This window comes from Shewanella ulleungensis (genome assembly GCF_014648315.1).
In the GTDB taxonomy this organism is placed as follows: Bacteria; Pseudomonadota; Gammaproteobacteria; order Enterobacterales; family Shewanellaceae; genus Shewanella; species Shewanella ulleungensis.
In genome coordinates, this window is the sequence record NZ_BMQW01000003.1 from 40,771 (window position 1) to 56,978 (window position 16,208).

Genomic DNA, 16,208 nt, shown 5'->3' on the forward strand with positions numbered 1-16,208 from the left:
TCAATTTTCCTCCTTGGTTTTAGGAGCAAAAACTGTTGGCCATTGCTGTTGTAGCACTATCAGTAAACTGATGAGCAATGACAATAATAACGGCCAATAGAACAATTCACTTTTAGGGCGATAACTCAGTTGGTCACGACTGACGGGTTCGAGTTTATCGATTTGTTGATAAATACTATTCAACTCTTCGGTGTTGCGAGCTCTGAAATAATAACCATTGGTCATTTCTGCTAACTTTTTCAATTGCGTTTCATCTAAATCCATTGATGGATTAATACGTTCTTTACCAAATATGGTCCGGCGCTCAAGTACTTCAGCACCGACACCAATCGTGTATATGGTGATGTTACGCTTAGCAGCAATTTGCGCGGCTACTTCTGGTTCAATATTACCGGCGTTGTTTGAGCCGTCGGTTAATAAAATTAATACTCGGTTACTCTCATCGACTTGATCGAAGCGTTTTACCGCCAGAGCAATAGCTTCGCCAATTGCCGTTTGTTTACCAACTAAACCAATTTGGGCATCGTCTAAAAAGGTTGCAACAGAGCGCCTGTCCTGGGTTAAGGGTGCTTGTAAATAAGCATGGTCGGCGAACAAAATAAGCCCGAGCCTGTCACCTTTACGACGTTCAATAAAATCACTTAGTACGTGCTGAATTAAGGTAAAACGATTAACGGTTTGCCCATTAACCACCATGTCTTCAATTTGCATACTGCCTGAAAGGTCAACGGCCATCATTAAATCGCGGCCTTTTGATGGTAACTCAATCGGATCGCCCAACCATTGGGGTCTAGCGATGGCGATTAATAAAAATGTCCACATTAACCAGTAGCGTTTACGACTTTGTTTATTTTTGTGGGTATGGATGACAGTAGTTGTTGTCCCAATGCCGGGGATATGTAAATGCCCACCCACATCAGTCGTTTTGGTCTGTTTTATCAAAAATGGTAAAGGCAGTAACAGCAGTAACCAAGGCCAATATAAAGCTAACATTAGACCCCCTGCACGCTATTGTGATGTGTTAACGAAGCGTCGCTAAATGCTTGTTTATTACTGAGCCAAGCTTTTGCAAGTAATGCCAGTTGTTGTTTTTCGTCCAATGTTAGCCCACTGGCTTGGTGACGCTTAGTCAGTAGTCGACCTATGATTTGCTGTTGTTTACTAGGCAGTCGAGTGTCTAACCAGTCAAACCATGGTTGACCATTGAGTTTGGCTAGGTTTTCTCGTGGCAGGTAAGTCATGGCTATACGTTTAAGTAAGCTGTTGACCTGCGCGGCAAAGCCATCGTCGTTTATATCATATTGATTCAACATGGCTAGAGCCATTCTTCTTGGCGCATGATATTGATATTTTTTATAAAGTTGATAACCAAGCCAAATTGCAATGGCGATAATGAATGCGGCAATCATCCAGTAGCCGGGTGCGATTGGCATTGCACTAATCTGATCGGGAAGCTTGATATCTTGTAACTGTGCTAATGGTGACGTGCTGGCATCAGTTGTTATTGGCGGCATTGGCGAATTTGAGGTTGTCATTTAACGTAAAATATCCAATTGGGCACTAAGTGGTTTTGCTGCATCAATTAATCTAGGCTGTACTTTAATCAAATTCATTAGGTTAATAAATTGCTGTTGTTGTGATTGCTGGTTTGCTAACCATGCTTCATAACTTTGGCGAGTTAACGTTAGCTGTTGTTGGCCATCACGCACAGGTAAAGTGAACTGTTTGGGCAAGGCTAATGTACCTTGCCTAATAGGGTCCGTAACCACAAATGCGCCGATATCACAGTGGCGCGACAATTCTGTAAGCGGCGCTAAGCATTGTTGGTTTATATGTTGACCATCACTAATAATCCATATTAATGAACCCGGCTTAGCAATACGTTGTAACCGCTGGCAAGCTTTAAACATATGGTCTGGAGCAGACACAAGCTGATTAATTTGGCTTAATTGTTGTTGATGAACGTCAATTAATCCTGAGGTTAATTGCAAAATACCTTGGCGACGACTGCGAGGTTTAAGTTCTAAATGAGTCGACTCACTGGCAATTAGTGCACCTAGGCGGTCGCCATGGTTAATGGCATTCCAGCCAAGCGTGGTGGCAAGGTGGGCTATTTGCACCGACTGCAGTAAGAGTTGTGAGCCAAAATAAGCGCTGTGGCTTAAATCTATAAGTAGCAGAATAGGGCGTTCACGCTCTTCTACGAACAATTTTGTGTGCGCCACACCGGTACGTGCAGTAACGCGCCAGTCGATGGTACGAACGTCATCACCATTTTGATAATGACGTACTTCAGCGAACTCCATACCGCGGCCTTTAATCAGACTACTGCGATGCCCGGATAAGGCGGCTTTAGCTCGCGATTGGCGATCTGGGATCGCTCGCGACAGGCTTTGGCAGGCAATGAGCTCTTGCTCGGTGAGGTTCACACCGTCGCTATAAAGTGGCAATGAATGATTATCGTGCATCATAGCGCTATTATACTTACTAATATCAACATGCAATTGCGCCTTTAAGGTACGGCAACTTGGCTAAGAATATGGTTGATAACCTGATCGGCTGTCACACCTTCTGCTTGCGCTTGATAGCTCAATAATAGGCGGTGGCGTAATACATTAGGCGCGACGGCTTGAATGTCTTCAGGTGACACAAAATCACGATTGTGTAACCAAGCACGGGCGCGGGCGCAACGTTCTAATGAAATAGTTGCACGCGGGCTTACGCCATATTCTAACCATTTAGCTAACTCGGCACTGTAACGTGCTGGCTGACGGGTAGCCATAATAATTTCAACGATATATTGCTCTAGCGGATCGGCTAAATAAATCTCTAATGCTTGATCGCGCGCGGCAAATACATCTGCTTGGGCAACGGGGTCGATTGTTGGCAACTGATGTGTTTGTGCTTCTTTACGCGATTGACGCAAAATTTGGCACTCAGTTTCTGCACTGGGATAATCAAGATTTAAATGCATTAAAAAGCGGTCAAGCTGTGCTTCAGGCAGTGGGTAAGTACCTTCGTTTTCTAATGGGTTTTGGGTTGCCATGACCAAAAATAGTGGCGGTAATGGGTAACTATTTTTGCCCACGGTCACTTGACCTTCTGCCATCGCTTCTAATAATGCTGATTGTACCTTTGCTGGTGCGCGGTTAATTTCGTCAGCTAGAATAAGATTGTGAAAAATCGGTCCGGCTTCAAATTCGAATGTACCAGTTTGTTGACGATAAATATCAGTACCGGTTAAATCTGCAGGCAACAAATCTGGCGTAAATTGAATACGATGAAATTCACCTTCAACCCCGTCACAAAGTGCTTTAACAGCACGGGTTTTTGCTAAACCTGGAGGGCCTTCAACTAATAAATGTCCATTAGCGATAAGTGCAATTAATAGGTTTTCGGTTAATACGGGCTGACCTAACACAACAGTATCTAAATAGGTGCGCAGTGAGTGGAAACGACTTAACGGCATAGCTGTACTCAATTTATTTAGTTGGCATTGGGGTTATTGAAGCCTATGTTATGAATTCTATGGGTTTTTGGCTAGTAGGATTAACATATTTTAACTATTAATGAATCAGATAGTTGTAAACGGCTGTTTAAAACTATTCAATAAAAAGTTAGAATCAGATCACACTTTGATGGTCTGACCAGATAATCTGGCAAAAATAGAATACTTATCGGCTCTGCCTTGATGAGCTAACAATAATAGAGGGTGACATATGAGTGATAGACAACAGGTAACGAATGCCCGGGGCGAACGCATTGCGATTGTTGCCGGTTTACGAACTCCATTTGCTAAACAAGCCACTGCTTTCCATGGTGTTTCTGCGCTGGATATGGGCAAAATGGTGGTGAATGAGTTGCTGTCTCGCTCTGAAATAGACCCTCTGCTTATTGAACAATTAGTGTATGGTCAAGTTGTTCAAATGCCTGCTGCGCCAAATATTGCACGTGAAATCGTATTAGGTACAGGTATGAATGTTACAACTGATGCTTACTCAGTTACGCGTGCCTGTGCGACGAGTTTCCAGTCGGCGGTTAACGTGGCTGAATCCATTATGACCGGAAATATTGAAATCGGTTTGGCTGGTGGTTCAGATTCATCGTCTGTATTACCGATTGGCGTGTCGAAAAAATTAGCTCACGCATTGGTAGACCTTAATAAAGCACGTACCTTTAAGCAAAAGTTTGCGATTGCACGTCGTTTAGGCTTAAAAGATTTAATGCCTGTACCGCCAGCCGTAGCAGAATACTCAACGGGTTTGTCAATGGGACAAACAGCAGAACAAATGGCTAAGACATATAATATTAGCCGAGCAGATCAAGATGCATTAGCTCATCGTTCACACACTTTAGCGACAGAAACATGGAATTCTGGCGTGCTTCAACAAGAGGTGATGACGGCGCACATTCCACCTTATAAGCAGTTTATCGACCGTGATAATAATATCCGTGAAAATTCTGTGCTTGAGTCTTATGCCAAATTACGTCCTGCGTTTGACCGTAAGCACGGTACCGTGACCGCTGCAAACAGTACGCCATTAACCGATGGTGCCTCTGCGATTATTCTAATGAGTGAAGGCCGTGCTAAAGCATTAGGTTATCAACCGATTGGTTACATTAAAAGCTATGCCTTTACTGCCATTGATGTTTGGCAAGACATGCTAATGGGACCTTCTTATGCCACGCCATTAGCGCTTAAACGTGCTGGTATGGAATTAGAGGATTTAACCTTAATTGAAATGCATGAAGCATTTGCTGCACAAACATTAGCAAATATGCAGATGTTTGGATCTAAAAAGTTTGCTGAAGAAAAGCTAGGGCGTAACCGCGCGATTGGCGAAATCGATATGAGTAAGTTTAACGTGCTAGGTGGTTCGCTAGCCTATGGTCACCCATTTGCTGCTACTGGCACTCGCTTGATTACTCAAGTATGTCGTGAACTTAAACGTCGTGGCGGTGGTACTGGTTTGGCAACAGCTTGTGCTGCTGGTGGTTTAGGTGCAGCAATGATTTTAGAGGTGGAGTAATGAGCATGGAAAAGACATTTAAGTTAACTCGTCGTGAAGATGGTATTGCCATTTTAACAATGGATGTTCCTGGTGAAACCATGAACACCTTAAAAGAACAATTTGGACCTGAAATCACCGAGATATTGGCTGAAATCAAAGCTGATAGTAGTATTAAAGGTTTGGTTGTGACTTCAGGTAAAGCTGATTCCTTTGTTGCCGGCGCCGATATCACAATGTTAGCCGCCTGTAAAAGTGAGGCAGATGCGAAAGCTTTGTCTCAGCAAGGGCACGTGGTTTTCTCTAAACTTGAAGGCTTGTCTATTCCGGTTGTCGCCGCGATTAATGGCGCGTGCCTTGGTGGCGGTTTAGAGCTAGCATTAGCGTGTCATTTGCGAGTGTGTAGTGACGATAAAAAAACCATGTTAGGCGTACCTGAAGTACAACTGGGTTTATTGCCTGGTGGCGGTGGAACACAGCGTTTACCTCGATTAGTTGGTATTGCGACAGCATTAGATATGATGCTGACAGGCAAACAAATTCGTCCCAAACAAGCATTGAAAATGGGCTTGGTGAATGATGTTGTACCCAATTCTATTTTGGTTGAAACTGCAGTAGAGCTTGCTAAAAAAGGCAAGCAAGCTGCGAAGCCTGTTAAGCAATCTAAAATTAATCAGTTTTTAGAGTCTAGCTCGTTTACGCGCGACATTATGTTTGATCAAGCTCGTAAACAGGTCATGAAGAAAACCCAAGGTAATTACCCTGCTCCTGCGAAGATTATTGATTGTGTCCGTCAAGGTATGAACAAAGGCATGGTACAAGGTCTTGAGGTTGAAGCGACTCACTTTGCTAATTTAGTGATGTCAAAAGAATCTGCTGCACTACGTAGCTTATTTTTTGCTACCACAGAAATGAAGAAAGAAACCGGTGCTGAAGGTGCTGTACCGCGCAAAGTTAAAAAAGTGATGGTATTGGGCGGCGGCTTAATGGGTGGCGGTATTGCCTCTGTCACAACAACTAAGGCGAAAATTCCTGCCCGCGTTAAGGATATTTCAGAGCAGGGCTTAAGCAATGCATTATCGTACGCTTATAAATTATTGGACAAAGGCGTTAAACGTCGTCATATGACGCCCATTGCCCGTGACAATATTATGTCGTTGATGACTACAACAACTGAATACACCGGCATCAAAGACGCTGATATTGTTGTTGAAGCTGTATTTGAAGACCTAGCGCTTAAGCATCAGATGGTTAAAGATGTTGAACGCGAATGTGGTGAGCATACTATTTTTGCATCAAACACTTCATCGCTGCCTATTGGCCAAATTGCCGCTGCGGCAAGTCGTCCTGAAAATGTGATTGGTTTGCATTACTTCTCTCCTGTAGAAAAAATGCCGCTAGTGGAAGTTATTGCCCATAAAACCACGTCGCCTGAAACCATTGCAACTACAGTGGCCTTTGCTCGCAAGCAGGGTAAAACCCCAATTGTTGTTCAAGACGGTGCCGGTTTTTATGTTAACCGTATCTTAGCCTTGTATATGAACGAAGCCGCGCAACTGTTATTAGAAGGTCAGCGCATTGAGCATTTAGATCGTGCTTTAGTGAAGTTTGGTTTCCCAGTAGGCCCGATGACATTACTTGATGAAGTCGGTATCGATGTTGGCGCTAAGATTTCACCTATTTTAGAGAAAGAGCTCGGTGAGCGATTTAAAGCACCCGCCGCGTTTGATAAGTTATTAGGCGATGATCGCAAGGGGCGCAAAAATGGTAAAGGTTTCTATCAATATGGCCCTAAAGCCAAAAAAGCAAAACTGGTAGATGAGTCGGTTTACAAAGTGCTCGATATCTTAATTGCTTCAGATAAAGAGTCTAAAGATGTTGCTGAACGTTGCACCATCCAAATGTTAAATGAAGCGGTTCGTTGTTTAGAAGAGGGGATTATCGCTTCTGCAAGAGATGGTGATATTGGGGCAATCTTTGGTATTGGATTCCCACCATTCTTAGGTGGACCTTTCCGTTATATTGATACCCTAGGTGCCAAGAATTTAGTCGACACATTGCATGGTTACCAATCGCTTTACGGTGAACGTTTCGCTCCGTGTGAGACTCTAGTTAAAATGGCGAGTGACGGTAGCCAGTTCTATAATAGCTAACGATAAATACTCGTTAACTTAAAACCGCTCATCATGAGCGGTTTTTTATTGCTTATCATTTAGCAGTATTAAAGATGTGAACGCTTAGCTGGAATTAAGCTTATTTACAAAAATACATACCGTGTAGACTTTGTCCAGATGAATGCTCAGTCAAACTTTTGACTGAGCATTGCTTTAATGTACAAATAAGCGGCAATGTTTTGCCGATTATTTGTTATCGTATGGCATACCTTTGCCTGATTTTTAATCGAATAATGTCATTGTTTAGCGTATAGTGCTCATGCTTTAGGCTAGGTTGGCTGCTTTGTTTCGAAGCCTTGAGTCATAGTGAGTAAATTCAAATACCCTGAGGTTTGATAATTTCTTTGGTATACGTCCTATGGACGATATTTTTAACGTTGAGGTTAAGCGATATGCCGGTAAGTTTGTTGGTGATTCTTGTGTTATCGAGCGCAAGTAGTTGTATAGCATTTGCATTAGCAGCTTATAAGCAAGGTTTAGCGGTGAAACGATGGGCTTGCCTAGGATTACTGCTCGGTCCATTTACATACCCGTTATTTAGCGCACACAAACGCCTGGCTGATGTAAAGTTATTACGTTATGGAAAGTATCGAATTGAATGCTAAAAATCGCGGATAACACTTATTAAGATTTAATAAAAAAGGAGCATAAGCTCCTTTTTTATTGGGTATTACAATTTGGCGCGCGCGAGTTACTTCCACCAAGCTTTGGCTTGGATAACTTCTAAATGATTCAACCCTTCAGGTAGTTTAACCTTTTTACGTGCAGGTTTGGCTAAACCCAGTGCGATTTTAAGAGAAGTAAACATCATGTTCTCCTTAAGCTGTTTGAGTGTCTAGCACTTTAATGTTTGGAAACCCAGTAGTTTGGGTGTCTAGAACTTTAATGTTTGGAAAGCCAGCAGTTTGGGTATCTAGAACTTTAATGTTTGGAAAGCCAGCAGTTTGGGTATCTAGGACTTTAATGTTTGGAAAGCCAGCAGTTTGGGTATCTAGAACTTTAATGTTTGGAAAGCCAGCAGTTTGGGTATCTAGAACTTTAATGTTTGGAAAGCCAGCAGTTTGGGTATCTAGAACTTTAATGTTTGGAAAGCCAGCAATTTGGGTATCTAGAACTTTAATGTTTGGAAAGCCAGCAGTTTGGGTGTCAAGTACTTTAATGTTTGGAAAGCCAGCTGTTTGGGTATCTAGAACTTTAATGTTTGGAAAACCGGTAATTTCAACATTATCGTTCATTGCGAAATTACCAACAGATAAAGTCGATATCACAGCTAGTGCAATTATTCCTTTGTTCATTTTCATTCTCTCTTATTTATTATTCAAGCTCAGGGTTTAATATCAATATTATTTTGACTACTGAGCTTGTACTAGCATTTAGCATGCCAAATGCTAAAGAGAATGATTTATTTTTTCATTTGTGTGAGGGTAAGCGTATCAAACTTGAGTTTGTCAGCTGTTAACATCAATTCAAAGTCTGCTTCTTTAATCGGTTTGCTGTAAATATAGCCTTGAATTTCTTCACAATTTAAAGCTTTTAGTATGTTGAGCTGCGCAGTTTGCTCTACACCTTCACCCACAACCGTTAAGCCCATATTGTGAGCAATGGTGATAATTGAATCGACCATTTTAAGGTCGCGATCGGACTTATCGATATCATCAACAAACGTTTTATCAATTTTTAAACAATTAATCGGGAAGCGTTTTAAATACGATAATGATGAGTAACCAGTACCAAAATCATCAAGTGCCAAACTAACGCCCATTTTAGCCAGTTGCTGCATCACTTTTATGGCTTGTTCTGGGTTCTTGATCACTGTACCTTCGGTAATTTCTAACTCTAAATGCTTTGCAGGCAGTTTTGTGAGTCGTAAAATTGACTCTATGCGTTGTTGTAAGTCTATGAGTGCAAACTGCTTTGACGATAAATTGACAGCAACACGACCAGTAAATAATCCGGACTCCAACCATTTTTGCGCGGCAAAACAGGCTTTGCGTAATACCACGTCACCAATTTCTACAATAAGACCATTTTCTTCTGCTAATGGAATAAATTCATTGGGACCAATCAAACCGAGCGTTGGGTGATTTAAACGAACGAGCGCTTCCATGCCTGTGAGGCGATCTTTTTTTACATCAATTTTAGGTTGATAGTACACCTCAAATAAGTCGTCTTTTAAGGCTTCTCTTATCAGGTTTTCAATTTCCAATTGACGCAAGGCATTTTGGTTTAGTGATTCTGAATAGAATTGATAACGATTGCCACCAGCTGATTTAGCATGATACATGGCGATATCGGCTTTACGCAGCAAGGCTTGCTCGTTTTGCTCATCTTCAGGATATAGCACAATCCCAATACTGATCCCTAATACCAGTGATTCGTTGTTCAGGCTAAAAGCAGGCTTTAAACAATTAATCACTTGCGAAGCGATAGCGGCACATGAACCTATGTCTGGATGCTGGTCAACAAGCAGGGCAAATTCATCTCCCCCCAAACGATAAAGACTCGCATGCTTGGGAATGGCCAGTTTTATGCGTTCAGCTACGCCTATTAATAAATCATCGCCGATTTGATGCCCTAAAGAATCATTAATGCGTTTAAAATTATCTAAATCTAGCACCATAAGAGTATGGTGAATGTCTTTTTTGACCAGATTACTTAAAGTAACTTGTAAGCTCGAGCGGTTAGGCAACCCTGTTAGCAAGTCATTGTTGGTTAGCTTTCTAAGTTCTTCTTCTTGTTGCTTACGGCGGGTAATGTCTGAGAATACTCCCACATAATGACTCGTTTCGCCTTGCTCGTTGTAAATAGCATCAATGGTGAGCTCCATCAAGAAAAAATCATCTGTGCCTTTGCTCGCTTCTATTTCGCCACTCCAGCTGCCTTGTTGTTTTAGAATCGCTCGAATTTGTTCCGAATAACTGTCAGGGTAACGATTAAAACTCAGTGTTTCATTAAGGTATTTTTCTTGAGTTGATGCGGTTAGTTCACAACAAGCATCGTTGACTTCAACAAACTGGTATTTTTCGTTAAGGATGAACATACCCTCAGAAATATTTTCAATGGCACGAGCAAATAATCGCAGCTGTTCTTCTGCTTGCTTAATATTATTAATATCCTTAATTGTGCCAGTCATACGTAATGGTTGATCTTTTTGGTCGCGCTCTACAATCTTAGCGCGGTCTAAAATCCATACCCATTGCTGGTTTCGCGCTTTAACGCGGTAAGCGATTTCGAAATGATCTGTTAATGCATTAAAATGATCATTTAAAGCTTTAGTTACACGCTCTCGATCAAGTGGGTGGATATTGCTTTCTTCATCTGGATTCCCTGAACGGCGACCGTCTTGAGGGAAGTCTAATGAGCCCCATATGTTAGAACGATAAATTTTACCGCTTTCAATATCCCAGTCCCACATTTCATCGCCACTGCCCCACAAGGATAATTTTAAACGTTCTTCACTCAAGGCGATTTGTTTTTGTGTTTGACGGCGTCGATGAATGGTTCGGAAAATTAGAAATATAAAAAGAAATAAAATAACCGTATAAATACCAATTGCTAAATTTGAAGACCACCATGGTGGCGTAATTTTAATTTTTAATGTTTTTATTTCAGTTTTTTGATTGTTGAGTAGGTCTACCCCGTATACCTTGAATGTATAATTCCCTTTAGACAAATTTGTATAGGTTGCAGAGTTGTTTCCTTTTGATGAAAGCCAGTTGTTCTCTAAGTCTTCGAGGTAATAATAAAACTCAACATTTTTATTAACTAAGCCATTGACATTGAATTTAATTTTAAATGGGTAGTCGGAGTGTTTGAGTGTTATTTCTTCAGTGTTGTTCAAAGTTTTTTTAAGAATGCCTTCCCTTGGTGTTACGATATTATTAAATAAATATAAGCTATTTAAGATTACTTTTTTTGTTTTTCTATTTTGTGAAATTGAGCTTATTATTTTTTCAGGGTTTAAGATACTTAACCCTGTCGTTGAGCCTAAAAGTATGTTGTTGTCTAACATTAAGTTTGATTGGACATTATAATCATCTTCAACACCATTGTGATTTTTTAATAATAATGTTTTACCTTCATATGTTATTGCTATCTCTCCACTAGAATTTGATGTTAAAATGTTATTGTTATTTATTAGTGAATATATAAGGTTTTTGTTATCAGATACTTTTTGTATAATCGAAGTTTTAATGTTTATTTTATATAAAGATGTTCTTCCTCCGAAAAATATATTTTCGCCTACGAGCATTAAATTAATCGAAAAGTCAGAGTTGAATACATTTTTTGAAATTCCATTTTCATAAACTAATATCCCACTCTGGGACGCGATCCATAGCTTACCATCAACTGTTAAAGTATCATGGATAGGATAGTTTGCTTTTGTTTCTATAGTTTTTACTATTTTATTTTTATCAATAAATAATATTTTTCCATCAAATGTTCCAGCAATAAATTTATTTTTATCGTAATTTTTTAAGTGAGTTATATGATCATTAGTAAGTTTTTCTTTTTTATTATTATCTAGGTTTATTGATGTTAATTCATTGTTACTGCCTACATATAGCCACTCATCTGATGATGCAATTAATTTATATCCTTCAGTTAGACTTATATCTATTATTTTTCTATTTTTTAAGGATAAAGAGTACGTTGATATATAACTGTTGTCACTAGCAATAAATATTGTTGAGGAGTTTTTAGAGATTGACCAAATGTTTTTCTCTATAATATTTATTTTTTTTACATAATTACTGTCTTCTTTTATTGAAAAAAAACCTTTGTCGAGGTCTGAAATGTATATATTGTTTTTATCAGCTTGAATATACATGTTCTTAAAGTTTAATGATACTTCACTTATTGTACCTAGTTCTTTAAGTGATATGAAATCTTTTGTTTTATAGAGACTGTTGTCAATAAGTATAGTAAAAAGCCCGTTATAATCTGTGTTTTGTGATATGCTTTTAATTACAAGTTTGCTGAATTTAATTGATGTTTCATTTTTTACTATATATATTCCAGTATCACGTATTGAGAAAATTTCACCTTTTACTTTTATTAGATCCCTTGATTTCTCGCTAACTACTTTGTATTCTTTGTTATTGAATTTAAATATCGTTCCATCATAGTTTCTAATAAAAATGTTGTCGTTTAAAATTGTTATTTTTTTTATTTCTTTTATATCTTCGTTGTAATTATCTAATATTACTTCGTCCGATTTCTTGTCAATTATAATAAACCTGTTATTTAACCCAATTGTGATTTTATCACTTAGTTCGTTTAATGACCAAATTGGTTCGTTTTTTATGCTGTCACCGAACTTAGGTGTAATAAAGCTATCTAGTTCAGGGTTATATCGGACTAGTCCTTTGTCTGTGCCAATTAAGATGTCTCCGGCATCTGTTATTAATATATTTCTAATAAACGAACTAGGTAGGCCTGAATTATTTTCATTTGCAAAATATTGCTTAAATTCATTGCCATCAAATCGATTAAGACCATTTAAGGTTCCAACCCAGACAAATCCTTCATTATCTTCAGCTATACTAGTCACTGTTCCTTGGGATAATCCATCTTTAACAGTGTATGAATCGTAGTTAAGGGAAATGTCAAAATCTGAACTATTAAACTTCGAGTCAGCTATTGCTGCAAGCTCAGGTGAACTAAAAATAGTCAAGACCGTAATTAACGTAAGTAGTAAAATTCTAGGCATAATTGTTATTTTTGTTCTCAGTCGATGCCGCAATAAAATAGCATAATTGTCTACTTTTTCAGAAACCTGCGTGTTTGTCAAAAGCATGTTAACAAAAAAAACGAGATTGGTAGATTATTGAGCAATTATTCTAAATAAGATGGTGTAGAGTTACTTTTTTATCAATAACTTAAGTCGTACTAAAGTTTTATAGGGCACGCAATTCAGTAAGTTGCGTTTACACTCTTTACATTTAAGTGTTTCATTGCTCAGGTAATACAGAGTGTTAATAACAGTCTGTCCTCCTGTTTGACTAAAAAGTAATCTGCTTAGCAATTTCATAATTTTAGACTGTCGATTTGAACTGAGATTGAGTGCTTGTTTTATTCTTTAATATATTAAGCACACTTAAATGATATGTATTCGCCCAGTGTTAAGTACCCATTATTGACTAGTTAAACTGAGCGTTTACGTGCAAATTTATCGATTAAAATTGAAACTTATCGGCCTGTTCTTTAAAGGCTTTCAAATCGACAATCATGTTATCAGATCGAAGACTGGCTTGGCTGTGATGTTGTTCACCACAACTGAATAATACTAAGCGATCACAGTCTTTACTGCGCATATGAGCCACCATAAATTTGATTAAATCGGCTCTGGTGAGCTTCATGACTTCAGCAACCACAGCTTCTCGTTGGTTAAATTGATAATCTCGATTCCCTAGACTCACCCAATAACGCTGACTGCGGGTTTTTAAATTGGTGTCATTTTCCATTATTTGGCTAATCATACCTTGTTTAGTGCTTTCCCACTGCTCGTTGGTTATCTGCATCACGGCATAGTTAAAATCTGCGATAAACTCATCTATGGCTTCAAGTAATTGTCTGGGGCCAGTAGTAGGGGATTGCACATAAAAAATAATCCCAGGGTGTCGATTTAATGGTAAGTAACCAGTACCCACCATATAGCCGAGTTGTTGCTTCGTGCGTAACTCATGAAAGAATGTTGAGGACATTGTGTGATTTAGTAAACTAAATAACGCCATACGTTCTGGTGTTGCTGCCCTAGATTGATAATACACAATGATGGCGCTGTCTTGATGGGCAATGTTTTTTTCTCGTAATAACGAGCCTCTTTTGTCTAAATTAACTAATTCCCTAGAAGACTCGGCACTGGGTTTAGTAACTAATGACAACAAGTGCTGTAATCGCTTACCTAAATTTTGTGTCTCGTGTTCTAACCAATCGCCATAGACTAATCCTTCAAGATAGACTTTTTTGTAGAATGCACTGACATGGTTATGTAAATCTTCTAAGCTGAGCACGGCTAATTCTTCTGCCATTCTTGCTGGTTCAAAGCTTCTTTTTTGAAGTGTTACCGTGAGGCTAGTAAATAATTGTGATATCGGCTTGGCTTGGGCGACGTTATTCCAGCTACGTAAAATTTGTTTTTTGATCATGTCAAAGCGCTGTTCGGTAAAATTACGTTCGCGCGCTTTGTTGATAATTAGCGTTAACAGCTTTTCTTGATTCCCAGTAAAGCCTGTGAGGTGCAGGGTTATTCCACCTTGATGTGGGTATATATTGTAATTAAGTCCTGCAACTTCAGCTTGATAAGTTGGCTCTGTTAAATAGTCGATGAGCATTTCAACATAAAGACGTGTCAATGCTGCTTGTCTGGGTGTTGAGCTGGCTTGATCTGAGTCTAGTGATAGATACAGATGGCCTTTCGGCACATTAAATTCATCATCCTTTTTGTGCCATATCCGATAGCCTTCACCTTCGGCGACAATCTTAGGCACTATGGTATTACTTTTATCGGATCTCGCTTGTGGATTAGCGACAATAAATGGATTTTTTTCAGGCAACTTAAGCGCCGACCTTGTCGTTACTGAGGCCCACCTTTCGAGCTGTTCAGCAGCTAATGGACTGACTTTATAAGGAGTGTCGTACCACGCAGCTTGTTTTTCTACTTGTGATTCTTTGGCTACGGTCATCAAGCGCATGTTATCTGCAGACATCATCGATAATAGCAGTTTGGTTTCATGGTCCAACATTTCATCCATTCGATAGTCACCGTAAATAATATCTTCGATGTCGTAATGATGCATGTTGATGCTGAGATGACTGGCTAAATCTAGGGTTTTGATTTGCTCTTGAAATCGAAATGCCGTGTCTAATAAGCTGGCACGTTCTTGGTATCGCCATGCAACTAAACCATGTTGTTTGATGAGTTCGATATATTCAAACACGCAAGTGACCACTTCTTCTAAATCCGCGAACCCTTTATCTGTGAGTTGAATACTGATTGAATAATCTTTGAAGTTATAACCATTAACTCCACCACCAGCAGATAAATTATTGGCTAGTCCCTGTAGTTTTAAATACGACAACAAACTGCCAGGACTTTCATTGCCAAGTAGGTGGCTGATAAAAGTAAGAGGTTTACGTTTGTAAAATTGATCTATTTCAGGAAGTGTAAAACAGATGCTCACACGTTTTTGATCTTTGAGCGGCACAATTTGAATGTGTTTTTGTTGTTGTTCTTTATTCAATAGGGCTTCTAACGGATAGTGTTTACTTACATTTCTGTTTTGGATGCCTGAAAAGTATTGCTTAACAATAACTTCTAGTTCAGCAATTGGCCTCGGAGCAACAACGCAAAGCGTCATGATGTTGGCGCTGTAGTGCTGCTGGTAAAATGTTAATAGCTCTTCGCGAATATCTGCTTGTTTACCCGCTAGAGTGGCCAAATTACCTACTGAAAACTTTGAAAATGGATGCCTTGGGTTAACCGTTTCTTTTTGTACCTGGTAAACACGGCGAATATCATCTTTGAGCTTTAGGCTAAATTCAGACTCAATAGCCTGTCTTTCCCGGTCGACTAACTCTAAATCAAATTTAGGTGCGATAAAAAACTGGCTAAAACGGTCTAGTGAGCCTTCTAAAGCGTCGGCATTAATGCTGTAAAAAAAGTTTGTTTGTTCTGTGCCTGTCCATGCATTGTTATTACCGCCATGCTGATTAATGTAAGCATGGTACTCACCTGAATCCGGGTATTTTTCGGTACCTAGAAACAACATGTGTTCAAGAAAGTGTGCCATCCCTGGTCGTTCGACGGGATCGTCAAAATGCCCAACGCTGACGGCCATTGATGCTGCGGCTTGGTTTGATTGCATATCTTCAACCAAAAGCACTCGTAACTGATTGCTTAACACTCGATATTGATATTGACGATGATCATTTTGGCTTTTATAAACTGCTGGATAATCAGGCAAAAGGAGGCTCCAGAAAACATAACTTGTTATATATTGATCTTCTTATGAGTTTTTAG

The 16,208-nt window shown here is 39.4% G+C and carries 10 protein-coding genes; 3 read left to right on the forward strand and 7 right to left on the reverse strand.

The genetic code is table 11. The features are described 5' to 3' along the window. Genes IEY40_RS06950 through IEY40_RS06965 form a run of 4 tightly spaced genes read right to left on the reverse strand, consistent with a single transcriptional unit; the run spans position 1 to position 3,469 of the window. Positions 1 to 993, reverse strand: a complete 993-nt coding sequence (locus IEY40_RS06950) for a vWA domain-containing protein (protein ID WP_188954671.1) — start codon at positions 991 to 993, stop codon at positions 1 to 3. Next, positions 993 to 1,535, reverse strand: coding sequence for a DUF4381 domain-containing protein (locus IEY40_RS06955; RefSeq protein ID WP_188954673.1), 543 nt, complete (start codon positions 1,533 to 1,535; stop codon positions 993 to 995). The genes IEY40_RS06950 and IEY40_RS06955 overlap by 1 nt, the downstream gene beginning before the upstream one ends. Then, positions 1,536 to 2,471: a DUF58 domain-containing protein gene (locus IEY40_RS06960; RefSeq protein ID WP_188954675.1), complete on the reverse strand. Its 936-nt coding sequence runs from the start codon at positions 2,469 to 2,471 to the stop codon at positions 1,536 to 1,538. It lies immediately after the preceding gene. Positions 2,472 to 2,512: 41 nt separating this feature from the next. Beyond that, complete coding sequence (locus IEY40_RS06965) at positions 2,513 to 3,469, reverse strand: AAA family ATPase (RefSeq protein ID WP_188954677.1); 957 nt, start codon at positions 3,467 to 3,469, stop codon at positions 2,513 to 2,515. Between the two features lie 250 nt (positions 3,470 to 3,719). Here IEY40_RS06965 and fadI point away from each other — a divergent pair, with 250 nt between their 5' ends. The 3 genes from fadI to IEY40_RS06980 all read left to right on the forward strand — a co-directional run bounded on the left by fadI (position 3,720) and on the right by IEY40_RS06980 (position 7,788). Then, positions 3,720 to 5,030, forward strand: a complete 1,311-nt coding sequence (gene fadI, locus IEY40_RS06970) for an acetyl-CoA C-acyltransferase FadI (protein ID WP_188954680.1) — start codon at positions 3,720 to 3,722, stop codon at positions 5,028 to 5,030. A gap of 5 nt (positions 5,031 to 5,035) precedes the next feature. Then, positions 5,036 to 7,162 carry a fatty acid oxidation complex subunit alpha FadJ gene (gene fadJ, locus IEY40_RS06975; protein WP_188954681.1) on the forward strand — a complete coding sequence of 709 codons (2,127 nt, stop codon included), beginning with the start codon at positions 5,036 to 5,038 and terminating at the stop codon, positions 7,160 to 7,162. A 413-nt stretch (positions 7,163 to 7,575) separates the two neighbouring features. Beyond that, the gene (locus IEY40_RS06980; RefSeq protein ID WP_188954683.1) at positions 7,576 to 7,788 is read left to right on the forward strand and encodes a hypothetical protein; all 213 of its coding nucleotides are present in this window, start codon (positions 7,576 to 7,578) and stop codon (positions 7,786 to 7,788) included. Positions 7,789 to 8,001: 213 nt separating this feature from the next. Here the strand turns inward: IEY40_RS06980 and IEY40_RS06985 are convergent, their stop codons facing one another. The 3 genes from IEY40_RS06985 to IEY40_RS06995 all read right to left on the reverse strand — a co-directional run bounded on the left by IEY40_RS06985 (position 8,002) and on the right by IEY40_RS06995 (position 16,152). Next, positions 8,002 to 8,478 (reverse strand): hypothetical protein, encoded by a 477-nt coding sequence (locus IEY40_RS06985; RefSeq protein ID WP_188954685.1) that lies wholly within the window; start codon positions 8,476 to 8,478, stop codon positions 8,002 to 8,004. 107 nt (positions 8,479 to 8,585) lie between these two features. Further along, positions 8,586 to 12,896, reverse strand: a complete 4,311-nt coding sequence (locus tag IEY40_RS06990) for an EAL domain-containing protein (RefSeq protein ID WP_188954688.1) — start codon at positions 12,894 to 12,896, stop codon at positions 8,586 to 8,588. A 466-nt stretch (positions 12,897 to 13,362) separates the two neighbouring features. Then, positions 13,363 to 16,152, reverse strand: coding sequence for an insulinase family protein (locus IEY40_RS06995; RefSeq protein ID WP_188954690.1), 2,790 nt, complete (start codon positions 16,150 to 16,152; stop codon positions 13,363 to 13,365). Between the last annotated feature and the right edge of the window lie 56 nt (positions 16,153 to 16,208).

Bases quoted from the DNA above. Each gene is read 5' to 3' on its own strand.
- IEY40_RS06950 (WP_188954671.1), bottom strand. From the start codon at position 993: ATGTTAGCTTTATATTGGCCTTGGTTACTGCTGTTACTGCCTTTACCA.
- IEY40_RS06990 (WP_188954688.1), bottom strand. From the start codon at position 12,896: ATGCCTAGAATTTTACTACTTACGTTAATTACGGTCTTGACTATTTTT.
- IEY40_RS06985 (WP_188954685.1), bottom strand. From the start codon at position 8,478: ATGAACAAAGGAATAATTGCACTAGCTGTGATATCGACTTTATCTGTT.
- IEY40_RS06955 (WP_188954673.1), bottom strand. From the start codon at position 1,535: ATGACAACCTCAAATTCGCCAATGCCGCCAATAACAACTGATGCCAGC.
- IEY40_RS06980 (WP_188954683.1), top strand. From the start codon at position 7,576: ATGCCGGTAAGTTTGTTGGTGATTCTTGTGTTATCGAGCGCAAGTAGT.
- fadJ (WP_188954681.1), top strand. From the start codon at position 5,036: ATGGAAAAGACATTTAAGTTAACTCGTCGTGAAGATGGTATTGCCATT.
- IEY40_RS06965 (WP_188954677.1), bottom strand. From the start codon at position 3,469: ATGCCGTTAAGTCGTTTCCACTCACTGCGCACCTATTTAGATACTGTT.
- fadI (WP_188954680.1), top strand. From the start codon at position 3,720: ATGAGTGATAGACAACAGGTAACGAATGCCCGGGGCGAACGCATTGCG.
- IEY40_RS06960 (WP_188954675.1), bottom strand. From the start codon at position 2,471: ATGATGCACGATAATCATTCATTGCCACTTTATAGCGACGGTGTGAAC.